Genomic DNA, 23711 nt, shown 5'->3' on the forward strand with positions numbered 1-23711 from the left:
TCTCCGTGTACTAAATGAAAACGTAATAGGCATGTTAAAACGTTTTAAAATTATTGCCGACAAATATCGGAATAGACGAAAAAGGTTTGGACTTCGATTTAATTTAATAACGGGAATTTACAACTTTGAATTGACTAATTGAGGTTTGGAAAGAATTCTATTATAAAAACAAATGTGCCAGATGATAACAATACCGAAAAAATTATCACGTAAAGTACTTTCTCATAAGGGTTTATGGTAGGTCATGTTTTACTGATATTCATCAAAGAAGAATAATAAGGTTAAGCAACTATAAAAATTTAAAATAATTTGATCGTTAATCTCCTTTCTATTTTATCAAAACCTCTTTATCCTATAGCCTGATTTTCAACACCGCTAACTTATGGGGGATTTATGCTCGATGGAGAGAATAACCAATAAAAAACCATTGATTAGTATTCGCAATCTCACTAAGCGTTTTGATGATGGACATACTGCCGTAGATGGCATTTCTTTAGACATTTATCCAAAAGAGTTTTTTGCTTTACTTGGTAGCTCAGGTAGTGGCAAAAGTACGCTTTTACGCTTATTAGCAGGATTTGAGCAACCAACTGATGGTCGAATTTTAATCGATAGTGTGGACATGACAAATGTTCCACCTTATAAACGCCCAATTAATATGATGTTTCAGTCCTATGCCTTATTTCCACATATGACAATTGAGCAAAACATCATGTTTGGCTTGAAACAGGATAAACTACCAAAAAATGAAATCCTTGCACGCACAGCAGCTGCACTTAAAATTATTAAAATGGAACATTTAGCAAAACGTAAGCCACATCAATTATCAGGTGGTCAGAGACAACGTGCAGCCTTAGCACGCTGCTTAGCCAAACGCCCCAAGCTAATACTACTAGATGAACCCTTGTCTGCTTTAGATAAAAACTTGCGTGATCAAATGAAATTTGAGTTAGTTGACATTCAAGAACAAACTGGTAGCACCTTTATCATGGTAACACATGACCAAGAAGAAGCGATGACAATGGCATCTCGCATTGGTATTATGTCTGAAGGCTGGCTTGAACAAGTCAGTCCTCCACAAGAAGTGTATGAGTTTCCTAAAACCCGCTTTGTTGCTAGTTTTATCGGTAAAAGTGCTATTTTCGAGGGAATAATTGCTGAAATAAATGATGACTCTAGTACGATTGATTCTAATGAGACAAAAAGTGTATTTAAACTTGATCGCAAAATCGAAGGTGTTGAAGGACAACAAATATGGATTGGACTTCGTCCTGAAAAAATATCCATTTCTAAGACTGCACCAATAGATTACAATCTAGAACGACCAATTAACACCATCGTTGGCAAGGTGAAAGACATTGCTTACATGGGAGGCTTATCGACTTATTATGTAGAAAGCGCAACAGGTAAACTTATTACAGCAACAGATTTTAACGTCGAGCGCAATGCAGATCACCCCACCTGGGAAGATACCGTATACTTAACGTGGGAACCTGAAAACATCATGGTGTTATATTCATGAGGTTTATAATTGATTCAGTCTTGATCCACAAATGGCAAAAACGCTTTGTCATATTGGTTCCTATGTTATGGTTTATGGTGTTTTTACTTATCCCATTTTTATTTGTTTTAGCTATAAGCTTTACTGTGCCTGCGGATGGAACACCCCCTTTTAGCGCTATTTCACAATACACTGATCACACACTTCATATTATTTTACATTTAACTAACTACATGCAAACGCTAAGCTCAAATTTGGTATTCATTGCCCTTTATGACTCAGCAAGTATTGCTCTTATAACAACTATTCTATGTATTTTAATTGGCTATCCAATGGCTTTAGCGCTTTCGCGCATAAAAAGCAAGCACACTCAGCTTATATTTTTGATCATGATTATCATTCCCTATTGGACATCGTTTTTATTACGAACGTATGCTTGGGTGACATTACTTGGTAACCATAAACTCAATGTTTTTCTAATGGAGTTTGGCTTGCCAAGCATGGCATTATTATATAATAATTTTTCAATGTATTTAGGCATGGTTTATTGCTACTTACCCTTTTTGGTCTTACCGCTCTATGCTATATTAATCAAGCTTGATCCAATTCTAAATGACGCTGCAGCTGACTTAGGTGCCACCCCAATTAAAACATTTTTTAAAGTAACACTACCCTTATCCATGCCTGGATTAATCGCTGGTAGTCTACTGGTTTTTATCCCTGCCGTTGGAGAAGTTGTTGTACCTCAGATCATGGGTGGGTTAAATAGCGTTATGATTGGGAGTATAATCTGGGAGCAGTTCTTTACTGCAAATAACTGGGGGATGTCAGCTGCAATGTCGGTTATCTTATTGATCATTCTTGTATTACCTGTTATTTGGATGCAAAAAATTCAGCAACGTCAAGCTAAAGCCTCAGGAAGTTTATAAATGCGTACCTTTTCTTACAGTAAAGTAATGCTCATTCTTGGATTGATCTTCTTATATATCCCACTTTTTATCCTTATATTGTTTTCATTTAGTAATTCCCAAATCATCAACCTTTGGGGCGGATTTACATTAGATTGGTATAAAGCACTGTTTAATGATAGCGACATCATTAGTGCCGCCTTAATCAGTTTGCAAATTGCGCTTATTGCCTCACTTTGTGCCACTACGTTAGGCACAATAATCGCTTATATAATGACACGCTTTGAATATTTCCGTAGTAAAAGCTTTCTCTATGGTATGGTGATCACCCCGCTTGTCTTACCTGATATTGTATTAGGAGTATCACTTTTATTAATGTTTACTTCATTACAAAATTTAATTGGTTGGCCACATGGTCGTGGCATGATGACCATTATTATTGCACATATCACCTTTTGTACGGCCTATGTCACAATTGTCATGCAAGCTCGAATTGCTAGCGTTGATCGTTCGATTGAAGAAGCAGCAATGGACTTAGGTGCGAAGCCTGCAAGAATCTTTTTTCAAATTACCCTGCCACAAATTATTCCTTCCCTAATTGCCTCATTTTTATTGGCATTCACACTTTCAATAGATGATTTAGTTATCACTGAATTCGTTGCTGGTAGCAGCGATCCAACCTTACCTATGTATATCTATTCAACGGTTAAAAATGGTCCTACACCTGAAATTAATGCTCTTGCTACCATTATGATTGCAATTATTTCAACCTGTGTGGTAATCGGTGCCTATATTGCCTTTAAAATGGAAGCCAAGAAAAAGAAAAGCAGAAAATAATACAACAGGAAAGATAAAACCTTGCTACTAGAAATCTCAACTAAGGCACCATCAATAAAAAAATCTGCAAGTTTAACAATTACTTTTCACGGCGTTATAAGTCTAAATTATTACGCTTAAATACACGATCAGCACGATAACTTGAACGCACCATAGGTCCTGAAGCTACTTCTAAAAATCCTTTTTCAAGACCAATCTGGCGATATTCCTCAAATTCTTTTGGAGTGACAAAACGCTCAATCACCAAGTGATGCTTAGTCGGCTGCATATATTGACCTAGCGTTAAAATATCAACTCGTGCTAAGCGTAAGTCATCCATTGTTTTAAGCACTTCTTCTTTTGTCTCGCCCAATCCTAACATTAGACTCGTTTTAGTTAATACCTTTGGATTTTGCTGCTTGACATATTTCAAGACGTTAATTGTTTGCCAATAACCCGCACGAGGATCACGCACAACATATGTTAAGCGTTCAACTGTTTCAACGTTTTGGGCGAAAACATCCATGTCCGTCTTAAGCAGTTTATCGATATGCTCATGTTTCCCCTGGAAATCTGGTGTTAACGCTTCGACCTTAATCGTAGGGCTAAGCGCTTTGATTTCATTAATCGCCTGCGCATAATGACCTGCACCACCATCTTCTAAATCATCTCGATCGACTGAGGTTAACACCACATATTCCAAGCCCATAAGCTTAACACTTTCTGCTGCATTTTTTGGCTCATCACGATCCAGCCACCCTTTGGGATTACCTGTATCCACTGAACAAAACTTACACGCTCTCGTACACACACTTCCCATTAACATAATCGTTGCTGTACCGTGCGACCAACATTCGTTAATATTAGGGCATTTTGCTTCTTCACATACCGTTGACAAGCGATGTGTTTTAGTAATGGATTTCACTTTACGGTAGGTTTCGCTTGAGTCCTGCTTAGCTACTTTTAACCAATCTGGTTTTTGAATGCGAACTGGATTGACCTTACTATTTTTAATGCCATCTTTTACTGCACTAAAGCCCAGCTCAGTTTGGTATTTCTCACCGCTTTCCACTTTAACTGGGATATCAATTAATTTAGTCATTAGAGATATCAACTAACACTTAAAACTGTGGCTCATCATGACAAAACTTATTCCTAGTTTCAAGTGTTATGTGAGTAATAACGCATTGCCCATGCAAAGAAAACAGCAGACAACACAAAAATTAAAAACCATGTAAAGATCGCAATTGAGCCCACTCCAAGCCCAAAGATATAAACACCTAAATAACTACCCACACCCAAGCCAAGCGAGCTAGTACACAAATTGTAGAAAGACATATTGGCTTTGAGTTTTGTAGGGTCTTTTTCATTCGAGATAGCAATAACAGAAACTTGTGGCGCGATAATCTCACCAAGCGTAAAGAGTAAAATGCAAAAATAAAGCCAAGGTAATGATTCAGCTTGAAAAGTAAATAAAACTAATGCGACACAAGAGGCTCCGATACCTAAAGTATATTGAAAGCTATAATTTTTAATTCTTGCAACAAGGTTAATAACCTTGATTGTCATAAAAATAAGCAAGATAGAATTCAAAGTAAAAATACTCGAAATAACAGCTGTATATTCGTGATAATTTTGCTTAATCATCAGCGTAAAATAAGTATATATTTGTGCTTCAAAGATAAAATGAAAGAAACTTGCAATGCCAATCAATAAAGTCTTTTTATTGACTCTAAATGACAAAAGCATTGGTTGGCGTTCAGTTTTTTTGGTTGTAGTAGGTGTTGAAATAACTCTTACCACCAAGCATGCTGAAATCAAAAAACATAACAAGGAAAAAAATAGAACTCCTTGAAAGCCTGCTAATTTTAGCATTAACGCACCAATAAGAGGTCCCATGGCTCCACCTAAACTATTAACCATTTTAATATAGGCAAAAAGCTTAGTTGTATCGCTTTGATTCACTAAGTACTCAAGTTGTAATACTCTGGAATAAGTAAAGTATATGCCGAGACTGAAACGATAAAGCAGTAAGCATAGAAGAATTAAAATATATGCTACCTGTAAAAATAAAGAGCTAAGATAACAAAATACAATGGCAACGCCCAAAAGAATAATTGTCAGAAAAAACCCTTTTTTTGACGCCTTGCTTGGCAATAAATTTACCAGAATGTAGGCGGAAAAATTCCCAACAATCATCCCAATAAGCATTAAAAAACCAATATCATTAACGGATATTCCGCTAAAAATAGGAAGTTCAACAACAACATATGGAAAAAAAGCGAACATCCCAACACATGAAAGCATCATAACAATAAGTAATAAATAGTTATTTTTTGAAAAATTAGGATTTAACCGCCTTAATGATTGCCTCAAAGAAATCTGCCTCATTTTATTCATACTCAAATTTTACGTTCTGATAAATACCATCAACCACATCGTTATGTGTCTTAGGATTATTTGCAAAGGCAATAAAAAAACCAGGTCTATCATAAGATGAGCTCCCAAGTTGCGGAGTCTCAAAAATAGCTGCTCGTATTTCATAACTTGCAACATGTGGGTTTATTCTCATACGCTCTTGACCAATAACACATTTGACCTTATGCAAAGTTGGGTTAAAAAAGTTTGTAGAACACACTATAGTGTTTGGTGAAACTTTTAATGAAGGCAAGCTTAAGCGCATACGCTGTCTGATAGTTAACTCATACAAGTCTATTCCTGTCTTTAAATATACAAGATCAGGGATGCTATCCCCACCAACGCGGTTATGAGATTCGATGATAAAGCAACTACCACCATCAACGATAACTTCTGTATGATATGCTCCATTTTCTACGTTCATATCACACAAAAACTGAATAACTGTGTCATGAATTAGCGCATTAACGTTTGCAGGAATTTCCTCTCCAATAATATGCCTTTGCTCGACAAACTTACTATCAGCAGTTTGGTAAAGCATCTTTTTAGTAATTGCTAGAATATTATGCTGGGTATTACATGAGAAACTCTCAACGGAATATTCAATTCCATGAATAAATTTTTCCGCAATCAAAGGCGATGAACAATCAATTTGTGCTATGTCACTCCAAGATTCAACTTTAGAAACATTCTGACTACCCACACCACTCTTAGGCTTGGTAATAATCGGGGCTTTGATTTGGTTATAAAAATCAATCAACTCCTTACGGTGGGTGATGGAACAAAATGGAACGCTATAGGGTTTTGTTGCTATAAACTCGCGCATAGCAACTTTATCTTTTAATTTTTGAGTAATCACTAACTCGTTTTCCCAACCTAATCCCAACTCTTTATTAAGCAAAGCAGCACTAATAAGGGCATCTTCCCTTAAGGTAACAATGGCTTGAACTTTATGATGTTTCAGAAAGGAAACCATGCAATCAAGATTATTATGGTCTCCATAGTCAAGTAACAAACACTGATCAGCCAAAGCACGTGATCTATCAGTAACTTCTTGTGCTTTATGAATCAAAACAACTGAAAGCTTTAATTGTTTCGCTCGATCCAGTAACAGCTCATTACTGCCAATAAATGCAATTTTATTCATCTGCATACACCTCTACTGCAATTTTTTGTGATGTGCTTTCAATAAAATTAATCGCCTGTGATGTGGAGCTAAAAGTTTGTATTACAAAACCCAAACGATCTTCTGTACTGGTTAACCCTTTTATTTTCTTTGGAAGTTGGGCAAGGTGAGTTTTATGACTGTGCTCAAAGTTGCTGCCAATTTTAAGTTGACTCACCTCTCCTTCTTTAGTTGAAAATAAAAAGCAAATGGCGGCATAAGTTTTTCCTTCACTTTGCTGTTGCTTTTTGTCTAACTCCAATGCTTCAAACCTAATTCCAAGGGATGCGCGTAGATATAATGCGATAGGATCTATGTGTTTGGCGAGTTTCATCAGCTCAGGAATCTGATCCCCACCAACTCGAGGATTGATTTCTATTAATTTTAGAACACCACCTATAACTTTAAACTCTACATGGGCAAAGCTATTTTTAAAACCTATTGTTGCAAGCACTTCTTTTAGCTGCAATTCAACCTCTTTTTCAAATTGAGCATCTCCAAATGGGAAAATATGCCCAACTTCAACGCAATATGGAGGAGGAGAAACAAATTTCTTTGTCACTCCCAATAATAACCACTCATTTAAATCAGGATTCCAAACCATTTCTGCACTATACTCATCACCTGGAATATACTCTTCAACGAGGATTTTTGTCGCAATCTGATACCCTCTACAATTTGGTGAAGTGAGCTGATAAATATTATTGACAGCCTCGATAAACTCTTCATTGCTGTGACAAATTTTCACCCCAACACTTCCACTTTCATCATTTGGCTTAACGACACAAGGATAACCAATTGGACTAGAGTCGTATTTTTGTTTAAAGTCAATGACCTCATATGCCACTGATTGTTTAAGGTGGCTAACAGCTTTTCGCATTATATCTTTAAAACGGCAGGCAAGTATTGACTCCAAAGTAGCACCTTTATGAGTATATTTAGCATTTAAAATAGCTGCCTGAACAATCCGAAAATCATCAAAAGCAACAATAACCTCTATCTTTTCAGATTCCTTTTCATCCTCAAAAAAATGAAGCAGCTTTGTAATATCATAGGTATTAACTTCATGAACCTCATCAGCAAAAGTGCATGGATTAATAACTGCATCAGCATATTCTGTCATGTTAGTACAGATGAATTTCACTTTGTAACCAAGCTTTTTCGCTTCACTAGTTGCTATAGCTGCATTCCCTGCCATATTGCTCTCCAATAGGTAAATACATGACATTTTTTTCTCCTTCTAGTTAGCTTTTTAAAATCAAGTTACACTATATAACTTTAAAAGTGGTGATTAAATTAAACTCTTTAAGCAGGCTGTTAGCTCATTCTCAAAGGCTCTTGTTAATAGCTTTCTTCCTTCATGAAAACCACTTAAGTCAAGTTTGCCTGAATAAGTATGGTGTTCGATCAAGTCTGTCCCATTTAGAATTCTTTTGCTAAGTTGGAGCTCAGTTTTCTGTTGAGCCAAATATGTTTTTTTCAGCCCAACTGACGAATATGCCACTCTAATTTTGATTTTATCAAATCCCATTGTAATAGCCGGAGATAGCGCTAATTTGAAATTCCTTAATGCGTAACTTGAAAAATCAAGGCTATTTCTTATAGACAATGCTTTGACCTTCTTTTTTGCGAGTAATTGATCAAAACACAGTACAATGCCATGTCCTGATTCTGGTTGATGCAAAACTGAAACTAATTCTTCTTTCAGGCTATGGTTTATCTCTTTTACCAACATATTTATAATTCCCACCCTTTTTTTGCATTCAACGCTATTTTCTTCAAAATAGCTCTTTGGAATGCAAAAAGCCGCAGACACCATATCACCCAGTATTTTGGGGATAGTGGCAGAACGACTGATAATAAATGAGTTGATCTCAGAAATTATTTCCCGCGACCCACAACACCATCCTATGCGTAAATTTGCTAGGTTAAATCGCTTAGAAGCGCTCTTAACGGTAATAACTTTGTCAGCATACTCTTTGAAAGCTTCTAGTTGAGGCGTTCTGTTGGAAAAATCAAATTCTGTACCTGAAAATACGCTATCAACGATAACCCAAATCTGATAATCATAAGCAACTTGAGCAAGTTTTTTCAATTCACACTTCGTATATATCGCTCCGCTATGGGTAGGATTTTGCAGGAAAAGTCCATTTATTTGTTTATTCTCATTAAGATAAAGGATTAACTCTTCTGCTGTTAATTTATAATCGCTATCTAACTTGGTATATAAATGATTTAGATTACCTCCATACAATGAAAACCATTTAGGAACATTGTGGTAATAAGAGGTTGGTATGACAAAATGAAGGGAACCAAGCTTTTGTTTTAAAATTTGTAGAATCGAACAAATAAGCGTTGAAGATCCAAAATCAATTGCAATATTTTTTGCAATATCTTGATCAATACCATCTTCAATAAAATCTGAGAAAATATTGTGCTTTAATTCATCATGTTCTTGCAAGTACAAATAATCATCCAAAGAGCCATTTACAGAATCTAATAACGACACAATTCCTTTAGTAAGGACATCAGGATGAGGTCTTCTTATCCCGTCACCATGCGCCAAAGAAACGATATCCTTATCAAACATTGAAGGATATAATTTTAGTTCAGAGTCATTAATCCCGCCCAGTATTTTTCTTGCTTCAGTGAGATGCTTAAGCATGAATTAACTCCCATTTTTCAGCGAACTTCTTATAGCGTGAAGCTAACTCCCAAGCATGTACCTCAATATTTTTAGTATCAATGTTCTTGCAATAATAACCCAAAACAGAGTGCACAATCTCGACAGAGGCATCCATGAGAATGACTCTCCCATCCTCCGTAATTTCTTGAATACCATCAAATTGCTGACCAAGTTTATTGATTTGTATGGCTTGCTCTAGAGTAACATCTTCTGGGAGGTCAAATTGATATTGTCCAGCTTTTATTTGCAATGGATAGCCTCCAATTAACCCCATAGGTCCTGGCGCATGAACTGAAGTAAATTCCTTATTAGTAAAGGCCTGTATTAACCTGGCTGCTGAAGAAGCAGTAATCCACATTCCATCTTTTCCACGTGGGCGAGTAAGCTCTGTTTTCACTAAATTAAAAATATCATCATGAGAGATCCCAACTAAAAGATCCTCTCCATTTCTATCTCTTGCTTCCAGTATGTATGGGGCTTTAGATTGTCCTTGTGATGGAATAGCATTGCTGACTGCATGGTGGCAAACCATCTTTACGTGCACTTCATGTACATTGATCTCATGTTTTAATGCAATAGCAGATTGTATGGCAGGAACTATATTGGCAACATTACCTATTCCAATATCAGGGGAGAGTCCAAGTGTTTTTAAAGCCGGATTTATAGCATCTGGAAATGCTGAGTTAATCACAATACCTTTGATTCCACTTTGTTTATATGCCTTCATTAACTTATAAACAGGCGCAAGATGCATAGGAATCCACGGTCCAATACCAGCTAAAGAAAGCGCTTTGTAAATTGGCTCTGGGAGACTTGAAATTACCCAATAAGACTGCATAGTTGCTGTATTAAAGATTATATCAGGGTTGAGTTCTTTTAGCGTGCACGATGTTTCTTCAACATTGTCTAGATCAATATTTACATGACGTATAGTTATATGATTATTCAGATTAAGTGAAGACAATGAGGCAAGATTTACCAGTTGCTTTCCTCTAAGACTATTTCTAGTTCCAATGATAATTTCAACTTGCTTAGGCTCTAGCAACGTCCAACTTAACATTTTTGTTACCATAGACGCCAAAACACCATTCCCTATAATTAACAATTTCATTTCCTTCCCTCCTACAGGTATTCCTTCTTGATTAATACTATTAAAGTCCATAATATAGTCATCCTACAAAACGAAACAATACCACAAAAAATAAGATTATCAAAAATAAATCTCAAACTGTAAAACTAAAGAAATTCTATTGCATTTTTCATCTGCCAGATTTTGATTTCCCAACCATTCTTGAGTGCAAGTTTTTTAAGCTTAGGATCTGGATTAATGCAAATAGCTTGATCAACAATTTCTAGTAATGGTGCATCGTTAATTGAGTCAGAATAAAATATGCTGTTTTTAAATAGTTTTTGTTGTTGAGCAAGCCATTGCTGATAATGATAAACTTTCCCTTCAGCAAAGCTCAGAGGCTCAAGCACTTCTCCTGTGATTACCCCATTTTCCTTGATGCTTTGTACACCAATAATATTATCTTCTTCAAACCCAAGCAATAAACCAATTGGACGAACAATGTCAATTATACTGGCTGAAATAAGTAGAATTTTACCACCTTGAGCTATACTCTTTTGGATGGTATGATATGCCTCAGGATAAGTACATTCATTGACAATATATTCGGCAAAATTATTAAATATTTTTTGCAAGTCATCACTGCTATAGCCAATCAGCGGTTGCAATATAAAACGAGAAAAGCCAAGCATATCAACTTGACCTTCAAGATAAGCGCGGGCATAGGCATTTTTAGTTGCCATATAAGCTTTTGGGTTATTCACAAAGTTTTGTTGACAGAGATATTTTGTCCACTCATTAGAGCAGTCAACAGAAATAAGAGTATGGTCAAGATCAAAAAGAGTGATGTTAGGCATTATAATAAATTCTTACATATTTATGTTGCTTTAGTTTACATGACACTTCCCACATTGCACTAGAGTGCAATGCAACTTGCAGCACAGTTTTTATCATACCTCTTATAATAATTTAGAATTATCAAACCCACACCCCTCAATGATATTTTAAAAGATTTTTGCCTTAAGATATGTTAAATTTTTGGTACACTGTGTTTGATACGAAAGAGCCTATGCTAAGTTTTTTGAGTATTAAAAATTTTGCCATCATCAAAAGCACTGAAATCCATTTTAAACAAGGCATGACCACTATTACCGGAGAAACTGGTGCTGGAAAGTCAATCTTGTTAGATGCACTTAATATTGTGCTAGGTGCAAGAGTTGACAAATCGAATTATCCTCAGAGTGAACCTTGTGAAATCTCCGCTATTTTTATTATTAAAGATATTCCTGAAGCAATACGTTTTCTAGAAGAATTGGAACTCAATGAAGGCAGTGAATGTATTTTACGGCGCATTATCCATCATGATGGTAAAAACCGTGCTTTTATTAATGGTGCTCCAGTCACGTTAAACCAACTCAAAACATTAAGCCCGTACCTTATTAGTATTTATGGTCAAAATGCGCATCACAGTTTACTTGAATCAGCTAATCAACTCTTACGTTTAGACACTTATGCAGGTCTTATCAATGAAATTGAGTCACTTTCACAAACTTATAAAACTCTAACTGAGCTTACTCATGCTATCACTGACGAAGAAGAGAAAATTGCTAAGGAAAAAATAGCTTTGGTCTTGATGCAGTATCAATATGATGAACTTAAACAACTTGAATTGAAAGAAGATGAACTTCAGCAATTAGATAGTGATCACAAGCAACTAGCTAATGCTAAAGGACAAATTCAAGCTATTGCGCAGATAAGCGATATTGTAAATGACAGTGAACAAAGTTTATTAAGTATGATAGATCACCTATTAAATAGCCTATATTCTTATAGTGAACAGCCACAGTTCAAAAACATATTAGAACTACTTACACAAGCTAAAGTCTATCTCCAAGAATGTGATCAAGAAGCAAAATCAATTCTTAATCAGTTGGAAGTCAATCCTGAGAAGCTCTATGAGGTTGAGCAAAGACTCGATCATATTTATAAGCTTGCTCGTAAACATAAAGTCGAACCGAAATTATTATATCAACATATCGCAGAACTTGAACAAAGCTTATCCCTTCACGATCAAAGTGAACAAAAGCTAAAAGAATTAATCGCACAAAAAGATGTGCTGCAACAAAGTTATCTTAACCTGGCCAAAGACCTAAGTAACAAGCGTCAAATAGCAGCTAAAGCATTTGCTAAAGAGATTGAAACACATATTCATAAGCTTAATATTCCTAAAGGCGAATTTTATGTCAAACTCACACCAAGCAAAACACAGCAGGCGACAGGGATAGACCACTGCGAATTTTTGATTAACTTTAACACAGGACAACAAGCTGCTGTAATTGACAAAGTCGCTTCAGGTGGAGAATTAAGTCGTATTGGTTTAGCTATTCACGTCGTTTCTTCTAAAAAAATAGCACCTCCTACTATTATTTTTGATGAAGTAGATGTAGGAATTAGTGGTGGCACTGCTGAGATCGTTGGCAAACTATTAAAACAGGTTTCACAAAATGCCCAAATTCTCTGTATCACTCATCAAGCACAGGTGTCCATTCAAGGCGATCAACAACTTCATATTGTTAAAAAACACCTCAAAGATCATACGGTTTCTGAAATCATTGAGCTTGATAAAAATCAGCGAATTCACGAAACTGCTCGCATCATTGGTGGTGTTGAGATGACCGATAAAACCTTACAGCATGCAAAAGAGATGTACGAACTTTATCATTTGCAATAACCATAACAAAAACCAAAGTGCATAATTCAAAGTGATAAAATCTGTAAAATGGTTTGTGATAGGTATATAATAATGCCACTTCACTCAAAGTATAAAAAAATTTCTAAATGTTGATTTATCCACAAATTGACCCCGTTGCATTTTCACTTGGTCCAATTAAAGTACACTGGTATGGCATTATGTATCTTGTGGGCTTTGCTGGGGCGTGGGCTCTTTCACTTATCCGTTGCAAAAAACCATATAGTCCGATTAATAAAGACCAAGTTTCTGATATGATTTTTTATGCAGCTTTGGGCGTTATCGTAGGCGGACGCCTTGGCTATATGGTTTTTTATGATTTATCTAATTTCATCAGTGCACCTTGGGTTATTTTTAAAGTCTGGGATGGTGGCATGGCATTTCATGGTGGTTTAATCGGAGTGATTCTTGCAATCTCCTTATTTTGCCGCAAACATAAATGTAATGTTTTTGATATTCTTGATTTTATTGCTCCTATGGTGCCGATTGGACTAGGTGCTGGACGATTGGGTAATTTTATAAATGGTGAGCTTTGGGGGCGTGTAACAGATTCCCCGATTGGAATGATTTTTCCAAATGGCGGTCCTTTGCCACGTTATCCTTCCCAGTTATTGGAGTTTGCATTAGAAGGAGTGGTATTGTTTGTTATTTTATGGTTTTTATCACGTAAGAGACGACCTCGTTTGTTTATCTCAGCAAATTTCTTGGTATGGTATGGACTCTTTAGATTCATTGCTGAGTTTTTCCGTCAACCTGATTCACAAATGGGTTATATGCTATTTGACTGGATGACGATGGGACAATTATTATCTTCACCTATGATTATTTCTGGGCTTTTAATCTTACTATATCTTTCGATGCAAAATAAGAAATCTACTCAAATCCATAAGGAGTGACGATGCAACAATACCTTGACTTTCTACGTTATATAAATAGCCATGGCATAGTTAAAACAGATCGCACAGGCACAGGTACTAAAAGCATTTTTGGCTATCAGATGCGCTTTGATTTAACAAAAGGTTTTCCGCTTGTCACCACCAAAAAAGTCCATTTTAAAAGTGTAGTTTATGAGCTTTTATGGTTTTTAAAAGGCGATACCAACAACAATTACCTTCTTGAGCACGGCGTACGCATTTGGAATGAGTGGGCGCTGGAAACCGGAGACCTTGGTCCTATTTATGGCAAACAATGGCGTAGCTGGCAAACGCCTACAGGAGAGACAATAGATCAAATTCAACAAGCCATTGATCTAATCAAATTTCGTCCAGACTCAAGGCGTATTATTGTAAATAGTTGGAATCCTGCGGTTTTACCAGACGAATCCCTCTCGCCTCAACAAAACGTTAAAAAGGGAAAAGCAGCATTGCCACCTTGTCACACTTTGTTTCAATTTTATGTCGCAAATAATAAACTTTCGTGTATGCTCACTCAACGCTCGGCTGATGCGTTTTTAGGTGTGCCATTTAATATTGCTTCATATGCCTTATTAACATATATGGTTGCACAACAATGTAATTTAGAAATTGGCGAGTTTATCTGGTCGGGTGGTGATTGCCATATTTACAGTAATCATCATGAACAAATACAAGAACAACTTTCACGTAACCCTTTTCGATTACCAACGCTTTCTATCAATCGTAAACCTGAGTCTATTTTTAGCTATGAGTTTAATGATTTTGAGGTCGTAAACTATCAATTCCATCCCACAATAAAAGCTCAGGTTGCCGTATAATGACACAACAAATGACCTCTTTAAATAAAGCTGCTATTAAAGTTCTTCTACTTGAAGGCATCCATGAACAAGCGCAAAACGCTTTTATTCAAGCAGGTTACAACAACGTACAAACGCTCCCACATGCACTAGATGACGATGCACTCATTATCGCTTTACAAGATATTAAAGTTGTGGGAATACGATCACGTACACAATTAAGCGAAAAAGTACTTAAAGCATGCTCTCACCTGATCGCTATTGGTTGTTTTTGTATTGGCACTAACCAAGTAGATTTAGATGCTGCACAAATTTTAGGCATTCCAGTTTTCAATGCTCCTTTCTCAAATACACGTAGTGTCGCTGAGCTTGTAATCGGTCAAATGATTTTACTTTATCGTAACGCTATAGATAAAAACATCCAAATGCACCGTCAAAATTGGCTAAAATCAACAGCTGGTGCACATGAGGTGCGTGGGAAAACACTTGGTATTATCGGTTATGGGCACATCGGATCTCAAGTAAGCGTACTCGCTGAAAATTTGGGATTGAATATCCTTTTTTATGATATTGAAAACAAGCTCCCATTAGGCAATGCCAAAGCATGTGCTAGCATTTTTGACTTATTAAAACAATCTGATATCGTCACACTTCATGTGCCTGATACACCTAGCACACAAAACATGATTGGTCAAAAAGAGCTAAGCTTGATGAAGGAAGGAAGTGTTCTTATTAATGCTTCACGTGGTAACGTTGTGGATATTAAAGCACTTTCTGATGCACTTAAGTCAGCACATTTAAAAGGTGCTGGAATCGATGTTTTTCCTAAAGAGCCTTCTAAGAATGGAGAATTATTTGAAAGTGAACTTATTGGGTTAAATAACGTATTTTTAACACCTCATATTGGAGGTAGCACACTGGAAGCCCAACAAAACATAGGTCTTGAAGTTGCTGATAAGCTTATTAAATATAGTGACAACGGCTCAACTATTTCAGCAGTGAATTTCCCTGAGCTTTCTTTACCCACACAAGCAAACGTCCATAGAATCTTGCATATCCATGAGAATAAACCAGGCACGATGCGTGCAATCAACCGTGTTTTTTCTGACCATAACATTAACGTTGAAGGACAATTTTTAAGAACACTTAATAATATTGGTTATGTGGTTATAGATATTAATAGTATTGAGGATACTTCACGTGTACTCGTGCAACAATTAAAAGCGATTGACGGTACTATTCGCTCACGTGTCTTATTTTAAAACATGAATACCGCACTTACTAATATTCGAACTTACATTATTCAATATGATAGCCAACACCTATATGTTGCTTATAGTGGTGGGATAGATTCTAGTGCACTTTTATACCTATGCTCACAATTAGCGTCAGAAGTTTCTGTACATGCCATTCATATCCATCATGGCTTAAGCCCTAATGCTGATAATTGGTTTATACATTGCCAAAATCAAGCTTATGCTTTAAATATTGATTTCATCAGTCACAAACTTACTCCTCCTAATAATAAAAGCAATATCGAAAGCTGGGCTCGTAATAAGCGTTATACTTTCTTTCAAGAAGTTTTATCTCTTAACCCTAATAGCTTGCTTGTCACTGGTCACCATATTGAAGATCAAGCCGAAACATTTTTACTAAATGCACTTCGTGGTAGTGGTGTTAAAGGTTTAGCATCGATTGCACCACAACAAGCTTTTGCTAATGGACATTTAATTCGTCCTTTTTTACATTTGACTAAGCATGTTCTACATAAATTCTGTATAAAGCATGGTCTAAAATGGATTAATGATGAAAGCAATGACAATATAAATTTAAGACGAAATGCCATTCGTCATATAATTATGCCTAAGCTTTGTAACATTACAGAAAGTGCAACGATAACGTTGACTAGGAGTGCAAAGCTTTGTGCTGAGGCACATCAATTAATACAAAGTTTCTTATATCCTCTTTTAGATACTGTGCGTGTTGATAAAAATCATATTAACCTTAATCATCTGCACACTTACCCTATATTACAACAAAAGCATATGGTTAAACTCTGGCTTGATGAATTAAATTGCCACGTTTCATTTGAACAACTTGAGCAAGTTTGCCTTGGAATCAGCAAAGCCTGTAGTAATTGGCACTTTGAACTCAGTGATCATATGCTTCACATTGAAAATAAGCGATTGTTTATTACAGCTAAGATGAATGATATCAACCTCAATCACAAGTCAAGTAGAGATGAAATATTTAGCTGGCTTAAACTCCAAAACCCAAGTTTTAATATGCCAAAAGAAGTACTCCTTATACGTAATCGCGAACCTCATGATCGCTGCCAACCGATAGGGCGCAATCACAGTCAAAAATTAAAAATTATTTTTCAAGAAAAAGGAATTAGTGCTGTTAAACGTAAACAGGCTTTAATCATTTGCCTTAAGCATGATCCAAATAACATTATTGCAGTTTATCCTTTTTTTGTTTGTCGTTCTGGGCAAACGTAATTAACTTCTCTGCACTATCCCCTCTGAGTTGCAAAGACATGCAACGCACACTTCCTCCCATTTTACAAATTTCATAAGAGTCAACTGGAATAACTTTTTTGGTTGTAATCGCAAGTATTTGCTTTAAAGCAATTTTATCCTCAGGAATTCCAAACTGTGGAAAGTAGATATGCTGTTTAGTTACTAACATATTCGTATACAAACCACAAGCTGAACCAAAGTGCTTATCATAGATATTTGAGTAATTATAAGCCGTGATTATCTCATAGAGCTTAACATTTGGCAAAGACTGCTTTAGAGCTTGCTTTAATTGTTCTGCATAAGCCTGATCTTGTGGGTAACTATTGATCACTAAGGTATTTTCATCAATAAAACTAACAATACCATCAGCATGTTCTAAACCCCCTTGTTCATCTGCTTCAATAAATGCAATATTTTTAGCATCTGTTAATACTCTTAATTTATCTTTTGCTTCTTGTGCTGAAAGTTTATTATCACGTAAAAATTTATCACTTAACACTACATTACCTGCGTAATCATCGACAAAATTACCCCCATCATTAATTAAATCTGTCTTTTTAAAAGCAACGCCTATAGACTCAACCAACCGATAAAAGCCTGCTTGTACCGAATCTGCTAACTTTTGACCTAATTTCCCACCCCCTTGTCCTGCTGCGCTATAACGAAACATAACAGGTTGAATAGGGTTAGTAAGTGTAAAATCTCTCATCCATATATCTTGCATAGGATAATTTAACACATGATTTTTACCTAATGTATCTATATAAACCTGATAAAGTCTATCTGAACTCAAAATTAATACCTGATCACCATTGGCAATAATCTTCTGCGCATAGTTAATCTGAAACTCAATGATGTCTTTTTCAACTTTTCTATAATAATCATCATACTCAGGTGGTGATGCAAGCACAATTAGTTCAGCATTAGCAGCATTCATTAACATAATAGAACTCCCTATAAATAGTATAACTCTCACCACCCAGAATACAGATCTTCTCACTTTAAAATTTTCACCTTTTATCTAGGTTCTGTGAACCAAAAAAACTACATAAGTATTTTACATTCCAAATGCCTTGTGTTAAAGACAAATGAGCAGAGTCTTGCGCATAAATGTTATAGTTTGCTGCCTCAAAAAGGAGATGATAATAGAATTTATGACGCCATCAAATATTATTAAGAATTACGACAGCTATCAGGTGGATGGAGGTAATTTAAATGCATCACTATAGTGAAAGTGAGGTTATAAATTACTTCAATCAACTTTCATATGCTAAAAAACAGAAATTCTTGCAAGTAGCAGAGAACGTCTATATCCAAAAAGAGCTAAATTATATTAGCTTCTTATGCCAGATAGCCAATATAACCGCAGAGAAACGAGATATTAATCTTATTCTAAAACTAGCAGCTAATCATTTTTTAAAGGTTGTTGACAGTGAATCAACAACAATAATCTCATACGTTATGCCAGACAACATGCATTATTTTGCTAAATACTTACACAAGGGTAGATGAATGAAGAATTTAAACTGGATTGTGCCATATTACCTATCTCGAGCATTTTCTACTGCGAGCTTTGATCGAGGGATTTTCGTATTGTTCTTGCTCTATAAGGACTTTGACACCGCTCAAATTGGGATATTACAAATTATATTCTATGTGGGTAATATACTCATAAGTATACCGATGGGATTGCTTGCGGATAGATTTGGTTATCGCAAGGTCATGTTATTGGCGCTTTTCATGATGTCATTAGATGCTGTATTACAAATTATGCTTGGCGGCTTTATGATTTTTGCTATCATTTTCGCATTAAAGGGAGCGATGTTTGCAATTATGGTAAGTGTTCCACAATCCTTCTTTTTTGCTAAATTAAAATCTCTTAATCAAACCCATTTACATATCAGACTTTTAGGGCAAGTGAGGGCAATTGAGTACATTTCTTTAGCAGTCGCCATATTTATTGGCGGATTCTTGCAGTCTATTTCTTGGGAAGCGGTTTATTTAAGCTATGCTGTATTCATGGTTCTAGGTGCCATATGCCTAGGTTTAGTAAGCGATATAAAAAAAGAAAAGAATATAGCACAAGAAATTACTTCTGAGATGAGTATCCTTAAAAACGCTCAACAGTTTAAAACTTTTCTATGTGAAAAATCTAATGCGCCGCTCGCTATTCTTGCATTTGCTTTTGCTTGTCTGCAAGGCGTCATAACCCCTTACTTTGTTTTTGCTCAGGAACTGTTTAACTGGTATGGCATGTCTGTTGCGGGTATTAGTACGCTATTTGCTATCATCACAGCCACATCAGGTGTTGCAGTAGTTGTCGCGCATAGGATTACGCGCCTGTTTTCTTTCTCTACAGTTAGTTATGTTACAGTCATACTTTTATGGGTAGTCTTGCTTTTAAATATTGTGCCATCGCTGAGCTTGGCTATATGTCTTTTTATTATGGCAATGGTTATTCCAGAAATAGCAATTATTCTATTTGCTGATTACATCCAACATTCTTTACCAAATGAGATTAGAGCAACCGTAACCTCCGTAATTTGGATGCTTGAGATAACGTTGACTTCTCTAGGCTACGCCTTATTTGGGGGACTATTTTTGCTGGTGACACCAAACATTGCAATTGCGTTATTTTCTTTTATCGCATTATTTGTTTTGCTGTTAATGTATATGGTCTTTACTAAATTCAAAATCTCCAAATTTCAAGTGGTGGAAACCACATGAGATTTCAAGTATAAGCAACCTTTTTGATGGATTAAAGTACACCTTGAACTACTTAAAGAGAGAAGAGCGCTTATGGTTTTAAGACAACACAATCACTTTACTATTTTTGTTCTTTAATTCAATAAGCTCAGCCTGTGTTTGGAATGCTTGATAAATATAATTTGATACTAATAAATTCTCCGTTTTATTAAAACCCAGCATCTGCCCATTTTTTAGTAGCACACTTTCCTGATAGTATTGAAGAGCAATATTTAAGTCATGCCCTATAACAAGTACACCAAGTTCATATTTTTTAGCAAGATTTGACAGAATATTTAAGGTTTGACGTTGATAATAAATATCCATGTGCGCACTGTATTCATCTAAAAGCAAATAACCTTCATACTCAGAATTCTCTTGACTAAGTTGTACCAGTGCACGAGCAAGCTGTACACGCTGACGCTCACCTCCAGATAATTGCATATAATTTTTAGTGCAAAAACAGCTACTGTCTAGTAATGACAAGGCTTTCATTGCCTTGGCATAGTCTTTTTCTTTGAAATCACCATTACAATAAGCTAATCTACCCAATAACACATAATCAATAACCTTAATGTCTCCTAGTACCTGCTCATGTTGACTGACAAACGCCATTTTCTGGCTAAGTGTTATTCTTGGCATTTGAGACAGACATTCGCCATCTATCATAATCTGACCAAGGTAATGGGGATACTCTCCTGTGATTACTTTTAGTAAAGTTGATTTTCCTGCACCATTTGCACCTAAAATACCTGTAATCTGTCCTTTTGCCACTGTCATTGAAATATCATGTAATATCACTTTATTCCCAAGCTTAAGGCTAACCTCATTTAGTACCAACATGTTAACTACCTCTTTGTACTTTCTGACTAAACAACAGATAAATAAAATAAGGTGCACCAATTAAAGCTGTCATCAATCCAATCGGTAACTCTGCAGGCGCCAAAACCGTACGTGATAAAACATCGGCAACAGTCAATAATAATGCACCAAAAATACTAGCTAATAGCATTAAATGCTTGTGTTCAACTCCGATTAAAAAACGTACGATATGAGGCACAACCAGACCTACAAAAGCAATCGGACCTGCAACAGCAGTGCTACTGCCTACCAATAGTGCAATGGCAATAATACTTTTAAATTTCTGCTTTTGAATATTTACGCCTAACATACGTGCAAAGCTTTCTCCAGCAATCATTGCATTAAGATATTTAGCCGTATTGGAAAGTAGGAAAACACTCATAATCACACAAGGGACTAAGAACATGACCTGTCCCCAGTCAATATTAGCCAAACTCCCCATACTCCAAAAAGTAATGCTACGTAAAATGCTATCATCTGACAAATAAATCATCACACCAATTAATGCGCCACATAAAGCATTAATTGCCACTCCTGCCAATACCAAAAGACCAAGGTTACTTTGTCCCTTTGTCACAGATAGTAAATATGTTAAAAAAGTCACAACTAAGCTTCCAGCAAAGGCACTCAAGCCTAATCCCCATGTCACTAAAAAAACTGTTTGAGTGATACTTGAAGCCAATAGCAAAAATAAAATTGCAAATAACGATGCACCACTGGTCATTCCTAATAGTGCTGGGTCAGCTAAAGGATTACGAAATAACCCCTGCATGGTTACACCTGATAATGCTAACGCCGCACCGATTACCATTGTTGCTAACAAACGCGGTAATCGTAGCTCAACGATAACTTTCTGCATCAGACTATTTGTGTCAAATACTTGTATCCAACTGATATGAAAAGCACCAAATTGAATGGATAAAAATGCAGACATAGCGAGTAACAATAACAAAGCTATTATCCATAATCGGTATTTATTTCGCTGTACTTGAAAAAGCTTTTGTGCATTTATTATTGACTGGTGACTTACTTGATTCATGCCTCATATACCTTCTTGGCAAGTTGTAAAACTGTATCCCCAAAAGATGCACCAAAATTATCTAAGCTTGCAGCATGAATAGTAGTGATTTTTGTTTGATTTTGTTTATGTAAATATTCTAGTATTTCAGCATATGGCAACGGCATGTTATTTATAGCTTGAGCAACAATAACAACGTCTGGTTTTAATATCATTAACCCCTCTTTAGATGCTGGACGCATCCCTTTAAATGACAGTATGTTTTGTGCACCAATTAAACTTAGCCAACGATTACTTTGTGTATCTGTGCCCAACATGTAGACATTACTTGCGGCTATTTGTAATAAAACGAGCACCTTTTTTGGCTTATATTGATCAATAATTTTAATTGCTGACTGTAATTTTTGATCCATTTCTTCTAATATAACCCTAGCTTCTGTGTGTTTGGCTAATGCCTTTGCAACCATAGTAATATTTGCTTTTACATCTGATAAACCCTTAACTTCCTTAAGACTAATAACCTCTATGTTAAAGTTACTCAAACGCTTAATAACTGAAATAGGAGAAGCTGCTGCATCTGCAATAACTAAATTTGGCTGTAAGCTGACAATACCCTCAATCGTTAAAGCACGCATGTAACCAATATCTTTTACCTTTCCTACATTTTCCATAAGCTCAGAATTTCTTGATTGTTTATTACCTATAAACTCAATACTTTCGCTATCAGCACCAACTATACTTTTTTCGCCTAATGCCACTGCAATTGAACTTGCACTTGGACCAATTGTAACCACTTTACTGGCATACGCACTAAATGTACTCAACCAAAGACCAATCATAATTAACCAGAATTTCTTATCCACCTATTTGCTCCTGTAAGTTAAATGAAACTACCTGCACCACTTTTGTAGATACCACTTTGCCTTGACTTAATGCAGGGGTAAATTTTAACTTTTTAAACCACTTAATTGCTGCTTGATCTAATGCTTGAAAACCACTTGATTGAATAATTTTCAACTCTCCAACTGCACCTGTTATTGTAATGTTGGCCTCAATTTTTACCTTTCCTTGTTCATTATTGTTAATTGCAGTAATTGGGTAATTTAATTTAGGTGGGGTATAAGCAAGCTTAGGCTGTCGTGTAATTTCAACCACTGCTTGCTGAGTTTTTACTGATTCTTCATGTTGTTTGAGTGCATGTTCTTTCATTTTTTTATAATCACTATGATGGAGCTTAGTTTCTTTTTTTGTTTTTGTCGTAGCTATAATCTTTTCATCTAATTTCTGCTTATCTATTGACGTATTTGCAAGCTTTAGCTCTTGTGGTGGTTGTGATAAGTTTTTTTGTACTTTTGCTTGAGACTCTTGTGAAAGCGTGATGCTTTGTAATATTTGCTTAAGTTGCTGTGACTGTAATTGGCTTTCGCCAAGTTGCCACTTTGTAAGGGAATTTGAGCTTAAAACGCCTAATATCGCTAAATTCACTGCAAATGAACCTAGAGCTGCCACAATAAGTTTTAAATAACCTTCAAACATGTATTT

Annotated in this window: 22 protein-coding genes and 1 pseudogene; 11 read left to right on the forward strand and 12 right to left on the reverse strand. The window is 35.9% G+C overall.

What is annotated here, in order from left to right; translation table 11 throughout:
* The 4 genes and pseudogenes from DNJ77_RS07890 to DNJ77_RS07905 form a co-directional block, all read left to right on the forward strand.
* Window positions 1-142: pseudogene (locus DNJ77_RS07890) on the forward strand (IS5/IS1182 family transposase); the annotation flags it as partial.
* A gap of 258 nt (window positions 143-400) precedes the next feature.
* A complete protein-coding gene (locus tag DNJ77_RS07895) occupies window positions 401-1522 on the forward strand; it encodes an ABC transporter ATP-binding protein (RefSeq protein WP_116964452.1) in 1122 nt (373 codons plus the stop codon).
* Between the two features lie 23 nt (window positions 1523-1545).
* Window positions 1546-2430 carry an ABC transporter permease gene (locus tag DNJ77_RS07900; protein ID WP_420810633.1) on the forward strand — a complete coding sequence of 295 codons (885 nt, stop codon included), beginning with the start codon at window positions 1546-1548 and terminating at the stop codon, window positions 2428-2430.
* Window positions 2431-3246, forward strand: coding sequence for an ABC transporter permease (locus DNJ77_RS07905; RefSeq protein WP_116964454.1), 816 nt, complete (start codon window positions 2431-2433; stop codon window positions 3244-3246).
* A 94-nt stretch (window positions 3247-3340) separates the two neighbouring features.
* Here the strand turns inward: DNJ77_RS07905 and lipA are convergent, their stop codons facing one another.
* From lipA to DNJ77_RS07940, 7 genes are all read right to left on the reverse strand, one after another.
* Window positions 3341-4327 (reverse strand): lipoyl synthase, encoded by a 987-nt coding sequence (gene lipA, locus DNJ77_RS07910; RefSeq protein WP_116964455.1) that lies wholly within the window; start codon window positions 4325-4327, stop codon window positions 3341-3343.
* A 59-nt stretch (window positions 4328-4386) separates the two neighbouring features.
* Entirely contained in the window at window positions 4387-5616 is a 1230-nt protein-coding gene (locus DNJ77_RS07915; RefSeq protein WP_157966651.1) for an MFS transporter, read from the reverse strand.
* A gap of 1 nt (window position 5617) precedes the next feature.
* Window positions 5618-6790: an ATP-grasp domain-containing protein gene (locus DNJ77_RS07920; RefSeq protein ID WP_192877949.1), complete on the reverse strand. Its 1173-nt coding sequence runs from the start codon at window positions 6788-6790 to the stop codon at window positions 5618-5620.
* A complete protein-coding gene (locus DNJ77_RS07925; RefSeq protein WP_116964458.1) occupies window positions 6783-8036 on the reverse strand; it encodes an ATP-grasp domain-containing protein in 1254 nt (417 codons plus the stop codon). The genes DNJ77_RS07920 and DNJ77_RS07925 overlap by 8 nt, the downstream gene beginning before the upstream one ends.
* 63 nt (window positions 8037-8099) lie before the next feature.
* Window positions 8100-9398 (reverse strand): pyridoxal phosphate-dependent aminotransferase, encoded by a 1299-nt coding sequence (locus DNJ77_RS07930; protein ID WP_157966652.1) that lies wholly within the window; start codon window positions 9396-9398, stop codon window positions 8100-8102.
* Between the two features lie 67 nt (window positions 9399-9465).
* Window positions 9466-10656, reverse strand: coding sequence for a hypothetical protein (locus DNJ77_RS07935; RefSeq protein ID WP_116964460.1), 1191 nt, complete (start codon window positions 10654-10656; stop codon window positions 9466-9468).
* Between the two features lie 74 nt (window positions 10657-10730).
* Complete coding sequence (locus DNJ77_RS07940) at window positions 10731-11420, reverse strand: HAD family hydrolase (RefSeq protein WP_116964461.1); 690 nt, start codon at window positions 11418-11420, stop codon at window positions 10731-10733.
* Window positions 11421-11611: 191 nt separating this feature from the next.
* Here DNJ77_RS07940 and recN point away from each other — a divergent pair, with 191 nt between their 5' ends.
* The 5 genes from recN to tilS all read left to right on the forward strand — a co-directional run bounded on the left by recN (window position 11612) and on the right by tilS (window position 17524).
* The gene (gene recN, locus DNJ77_RS07945; protein ID WP_192877950.1) at window positions 11612-13294 is read left to right on the forward strand and encodes a DNA repair protein RecN; all 1683 of its coding nucleotides are present in this window, start codon (window positions 11612-11614) and stop codon (window positions 13292-13294) included.
* Between the two features lie 107 nt (window positions 13295-13401).
* The gene (lgt, locus tag DNJ77_RS07950; protein WP_116964463.1) at window positions 13402-14208 is read left to right on the forward strand and encodes a prolipoprotein diacylglyceryl transferase; all 807 of its coding nucleotides are present in this window, start codon (window positions 13402-13404) and stop codon (window positions 14206-14208) included.
* Between the two features lie 2 nt (window positions 14209-14210).
* A complete protein-coding gene (locus tag DNJ77_RS07955; protein WP_116964464.1) occupies window positions 14211-15044 on the forward strand; it encodes a thymidylate synthase in 834 nt (277 codons plus the stop codon).
* The gene (gene serA, locus DNJ77_RS07960; RefSeq protein ID WP_116964465.1) at window positions 15044-16285 is read left to right on the forward strand and encodes a phosphoglycerate dehydrogenase; all 1242 of its coding nucleotides are present in this window, start codon (window positions 15044-15046) and stop codon (window positions 16283-16285) included. The genes DNJ77_RS07955 and serA overlap by 1 nt, the downstream gene beginning before the upstream one ends.
* A 3-nt stretch (window positions 16286-16288) precedes the next feature.
* The gene (tilS, locus tag DNJ77_RS07965) at window positions 16289-17524 is read left to right on the forward strand and encodes a tRNA lysidine(34) synthetase TilS (RefSeq protein WP_116964466.1); all 1236 of its coding nucleotides are present in this window, start codon (window positions 16289-16291) and stop codon (window positions 17522-17524) included.
* On the opposite strand, the gene DNJ77_RS07970 is transcribed toward tilS, so the two are convergent.
* Window positions 17478-18488: an agmatine deiminase family protein gene (locus DNJ77_RS07970; RefSeq protein WP_116964467.1), complete on the reverse strand. Its 1011-nt coding sequence runs from the start codon at window positions 18486-18488 to the stop codon at window positions 17478-17480. The genes tilS and DNJ77_RS07970 overlap by 47 nt on opposite strands.
* A 272-nt stretch (window positions 18489-18760) precedes the next feature.
* Here DNJ77_RS07970 and DNJ77_RS07975 point away from each other — a divergent pair, with 272 nt between their 5' ends.
* Window positions 18761-19057: a hypothetical protein gene (locus DNJ77_RS07975; RefSeq protein WP_116964468.1), complete on the forward strand. Its 297-nt coding sequence runs from the start codon at window positions 18761-18763 to the stop codon at window positions 19055-19057.
* Window positions 19058-20272, forward strand: a complete 1215-nt coding sequence (locus DNJ77_RS07980) for an MFS transporter (protein WP_116964469.1) — start codon at window positions 19058-19060, stop codon at window positions 20270-20272.
* A gap of 78 nt (window positions 20273-20350) precedes the next feature.
* Here DNJ77_RS07980 and DNJ77_RS07985 read toward each other — a convergent pair whose 3' ends face one another.
* The 4 genes from DNJ77_RS07985 to DNJ77_RS08000 are packed head-to-tail and all read right to left on the reverse strand — an operon-like array spanning window position 20351 to window position 23705.
* Window positions 20351-21133: an ABC transporter ATP-binding protein gene (locus DNJ77_RS07985; RefSeq protein WP_116964470.1), complete on the reverse strand. Its 783-nt coding sequence runs from the start codon at window positions 21131-21133 to the stop codon at window positions 20351-20353.
* Between the two features lies 1 nt (window position 21134).
* Window positions 21135-22190: a FecCD family ABC transporter permease gene (locus DNJ77_RS07990; RefSeq protein WP_116964471.1), complete on the reverse strand. Its 1056-nt coding sequence runs from the start codon at window positions 22188-22190 to the stop codon at window positions 21135-21137.
* Window positions 22187-23032: an ABC transporter substrate-binding protein gene (locus DNJ77_RS07995; protein ID WP_116964472.1), complete on the reverse strand. Its 846-nt coding sequence runs from the start codon at window positions 23030-23032 to the stop codon at window positions 22187-22189. Before DNJ77_RS07995 ends, DNJ77_RS07990 begins: the two co-directional genes overlap by 4 nt.
* A complete protein-coding gene (locus DNJ77_RS08000) occupies window positions 23025-23705 on the reverse strand; it encodes an energy transducer TonB (RefSeq protein ID WP_116964473.1) in 681 nt (226 codons plus the stop codon). The genes DNJ77_RS07995 and DNJ77_RS08000 overlap by 8 nt, the downstream gene beginning before the upstream one ends.
* Window positions 23706-23711 lie beyond the last annotated feature (6 nt).

This window comes from Fastidiosibacter lacustris, assembly GCF_003428155.1.
GTDB classification, from domain to species: domain Bacteria; phylum Pseudomonadota; class Gammaproteobacteria; order Francisellales; family Francisellaceae; genus Caedibacter; species Caedibacter lacustris.